Raw genomic sequence first — 3672 nt, 5'->3', positions numbered from 1 at the left:
CGGCCTGATCGAAACGGACTGGGCCGAGAACCGCGCCAAGATCCCGGAAAGCTGGCTTCGCCAGGCCCTGGGCGCCGTGCTGGAATCGGCTTGGGATAGCGGCGAGCGCGAAAAATTCCGCACGCGCGTCGAACGGGTCAACGGCCACACCGAAATCTACGTCAGCCACCGCCAGATGCTTGAAAAGCGCGTCGGTTCCGATGGCGGTCAGGTGCAGTGGCAGAACGGCAAGGAAGACCCGGGCCTGAACGCCGCCATGCTGGCGCGCATGATGGTCTACCTGGGCACCGACGTCGACAACGCCCGCAAGCTGGTGCAGCAGGCCGAAGCCTCGCCGCAGCGTCCCGCCGTCCAGCAGGACGTGCGTGCGCAGGGCGCGTCGCTCATCGTCAGCGAATCCTTCGACCGCGCATGGCGCCGTGTCGGCGTGGCGCTCGATGGCGGTGGCTTCGCCGTCGACGACCGCGACCGTTCGGCCGGCGACTACTTCGTTCGCTATGTCGACACGGACACCGGCGAAAAGATGGAACAGCCCGGCTTCTTCAGCCGCATGTTCTCTGGCGACAAGAAGGCGCAAGCGCCCCAGTACCGCATCCACCTGGTGGGCAACGGCGAACAGACCACCGTCTCGGTGCTGGACGCCAACGGTACGCCGGACAACAGCCCGACGGCGCAGCGCCTGCTGAGCGTCCTGAAGGACAAGATGTAATTGCAACCGCCTGGCCGCGCACGCTCAGCTTGCCGCGGCAAGGCACAAAAAAACCCTGGCATGACATGCCAGGGTTTTTTTTGCGTCTTTCAGTGCGGGGGTTCGTGCCTGAAGATTTACGACGCGGGGGTGGTCGAGCCGCCCGGGGTGGTGGAACCGGAGCCAGGCGTCGTGCCAGGGGTCGGCGCGGGCGATGCCGGCGGGGTGCCGCCAGGAGCGGGCGTCGTGGTGGCGGGTGCAGGGCTGCTCGCCGGTGCCGGGGCATCTTCCTTCTTGTTGCAAGCGCTGAGCGCGACAGCCAGCACCGAGGCAATAATCAAGGTTTTGCTCATCATTATTTGAACTCCTGTAGATGACGACTCTTGAAACCCCGTTAGGGGAAACCAGAACTCAGGCTACAGGAAGGTTCAAGCCGATCGCGTGTGAAAGTTAAAGCGGTGGCATCCCAAAAGCAACAAACCTTTCAGCTTGGTGTTATGTCTTTCTTGATGTGACCCGGTTTACAGACCTGTTTTCTTTCTGTGCGACACGGATACGCCGACGTTTCCAGATACTACTCGGGGCGGTACTGAATCCAGCCCGAGTCCAGCCAATCCGCCAGGCAACTGCGCGCGTCTTCTGACAGACGGGCGCAAGCGGGATGCGCGCAATCCAGGCTACGCGCATCGGCCAGCAGGCGCAACGCCGCATCCGCGGGCGTCATGGCCGTTTCTCCGTTGATGAAAAGCTGCTTGCCGCGATACAGCATGCGGCTGCGGCGATCCAGCACCAGGCGGCCGGACGCGGGCCAATCTTCTTCCAGATTCACATCCATGCCCTCGGGCGCGTCGAACACGCTGAGGTTGCTGGGTTCGGTCAGCCAGCAGCCGAGAAAGCGCGACGCCAGGGCATCGTCAAAACGCAGCTTCTCTACCGTTTCCAGCGTGGCGGCCACCAGTCCGTCGGGCAGCGCCGCAGGCGTGTCCACCGCCGGCTGGGCCGGGTCGCGGTAGCCGGCCGACAGTTTCGGGCCGGGCAGGGCGGGTTCGCCATAGGGACCGCCCAGAAGGCCCACGCGGGCCATCACCTGGTCGGCGGCGGCTTCCAAGAGGCCGCGCGCCAGCGTCGCCTGCGTCGGGGCACGGAAACCGATCGAGATCGTCATGCAGCCGTCGCCCATGGCAATGCCGTCATGCGCGGCCTGCGGCGGCAGGTACAGCATGTCGCCCGGCGCCAGCACTGCCTTTTCCTCGGGCTGGAAGTTGCTCAGGATCTTGAGCGGCAGACCGGGCTCCAGCGACAGGTCCTTCTGCCGGCCATAGCTCCATTCGCGCTCGCCCGCGGCCTGCAGCAGGAACACGTCGTAGCTGTCGAAATGCGGACCGACGCCGCCGCCGTGGCTGGCAACGCTGATCATCACGTCATCCAGGCGGGCGTCCGGAATGAAGCGGAACAAGGCCATCAGCTCGGCCGCGGCATCGCTATGCAGGTCCACGCTCTGCACCAGCAGCGTCCAGTCACCCTCGTTGTCCTTGGGCAGGCGCGCGAAGGGGCCGTTTTCCATCTGCCATTCGCCGTTCTCGCGCCAGATCAGGCGCGATTCCACGTCGTCGCGGCGCGCGAGCTTCTTGATGGCCGCGATGGTGACGGGCGGCTTGAAAGCCGGAATGGCCTGGCGGATCAGCAGCGGCTTCTTCTGCCAGTAACGGCGCATGAAGTCGTTGGGGCTTTGATTGCCCAGGAGCGGCAGCGGTTGGTCGAGGTTCATTGGAGGTGCTTCTTCAAGCGGTAAAGGGCATCCAGCGCTTCGCGCGGGGTGAGACTGTCTGGGTCAATGGCGGAAAGCTCCTCGCGCAGCGAGTCCAGGGCCTCAATGGCGTCCGAGCGTTCGGCTTCGGCGTAGGCCTGCGCGTCGGCCTCGGCGGCAGCCGAGAACAGGCCGAGCTGCGGCGTGGGGGCGCCTTGCGCTTCCAGCCGCTCGAGCTCGCGCGTCGCCTGACGGATGACAGCGGCCGGCACGCCCGCGCGCTGGGCCACCTGAATCCCGTAGCTGCGGCTGGCCGGACCCTCGCGCACTTCGTGCAGGAAGACGATGCCGCTTGCCGATTCGGCGGCGGCCAGGTGCACGTTGGCGGCCGTCGCTTGTTCGGCGGGCAGGCGGGTCAGTTCAAAGTAGTGCGTGGCAAACAGCGTCAACGCGCGGTTGTGCGACAAGAGGCGGCAGGCGATGGCCCAGGCGAGCGCCAGGCCGTCATAGGTAGACGTGCCGCGCCCGATCTCGTCCATCAGCACCAGGCTGTTGGGCGTGCTGGCCGACAGAATGGCCGCGGCCTCCGTCATCTCCATCATGAAGGTCGAGCGTCCGCCCGCCAGATCGTCCGCCGCGCCGATGCGGGTGAAGATGCGGTCGATCTTGCCGATACGGGCGCGCGACGCGGGCACGAAGCTGCCGATGCGCGCCAGCAGCACGATCAGCGCCACCTGCCGCATGTACGTTGATTTACCGCCCATGTTCGGGCCGGTGATCAGCAGCATGCGCCGCGCCGGATCCAGGCGGCAGCCGTTCGGCGTGAATCGCTCGATGGCGCGCTCCACCACCGGGTGGCGACCGGCGTCGATGTCGATGTCGGCTTGCTCGGACAGCTCGGGCGCGACCCAGTCGTGCCGCTGCGCGTGCTCGGCCAGCGCAGCCAGCGTGTCCAGTTCGGCCAGCGCCGCCGCGCAGTCGGACAGGGGGCGCACGTGTTCGGCCAGCACATCGAGCAATTGCTCGAACAGCCATTTCTCGCGCGCCAGCGAGCGGTCCTGCGCGGACAGCACCTTGTCTTCCCAGGTCTTGAGCTCCGGCGTGATGTAGCGTTCGGCGTTCTTGAGCGTCTGGCGGCGGCGGTAGTCTTCGGGCACCTTGGCCGTCTGGCCCTTGGTGACCTCGATATAGAACCCATGCACGCGGTTGAACTCCACGCGCAGATTGCTGATGCCGG

At 66.0% G+C, this 3672-nt stretch carries 4 protein-coding genes; 1 reads left to right on the top strand and 3 read right to left on the bottom strand.

The annotated features are described in order from the left end of the window. A partial coding sequence (gene bamC, locus RT697_RS16195) for an outer membrane protein assembly factor BamC (protein ID WP_313700194.1) occupies positions 1–709 on the top strand: 709 nt, incomplete at its 5' end. Between the two features lie 116 nt (positions 710–825). On the opposite strand, the gene RT697_RS16190 is transcribed toward bamC, so the two are convergent. From RT697_RS16190 to mutS, 3 genes are all read right to left on the bottom strand, one after another. Continuing rightward, positions 826–1044: an endopeptidase gene (locus RT697_RS16190; protein ID WP_409517445.1), complete on the bottom strand. Its 219-nt coding sequence runs from the start codon at positions 1042–1044 to the stop codon at positions 826–828. Positions 1045–1262: 218 nt separating this feature from the next. Then, positions 1263–2456 carry a cupin domain-containing protein gene (locus RT697_RS16185; protein WP_313700192.1) on the bottom strand — a complete coding sequence of 398 codons (1194 nt, stop codon included), beginning with the start codon at positions 2454–2456 and terminating at the stop codon, positions 1263–1265. Continuing rightward, the coding region (mutS, locus tag RT697_RS16180; protein ID WP_313700190.1) for a DNA mismatch repair protein MutS at positions 2453–3672 on the bottom strand (1220 nt) is incomplete at its 5' end. The genes RT697_RS16185 and mutS, both read right to left, overlap by 4 nt.

Origin of the sequence: Achromobacter sp. (assembly GCF_032113835.1) — a bacterium.
GTDB lineage: Bacteria > Pseudomonadota > Gammaproteobacteria > Burkholderiales > Burkholderiaceae_B > Achromobacter.
This window is presented reverse-complemented; position numbering and strand designations above follow the sequence as displayed.

Excerpts from the sequence above, each read along its gene's own strand:
- RT697_RS16185 (WP_313700192.1), bottom strand. The coding sequence starts at position 2,456 with ATGAACCTCGACCAACCGCTGCCGCTCCTGGGCAATCAAAGCCCCAAC.
- RT697_RS16190 (WP_409517445.1), bottom strand. The coding sequence starts at position 1,044 with ATGATGAGCAAAACCTTGATTATTGCCTCGGTGCTGGCTGTCGCGCTC.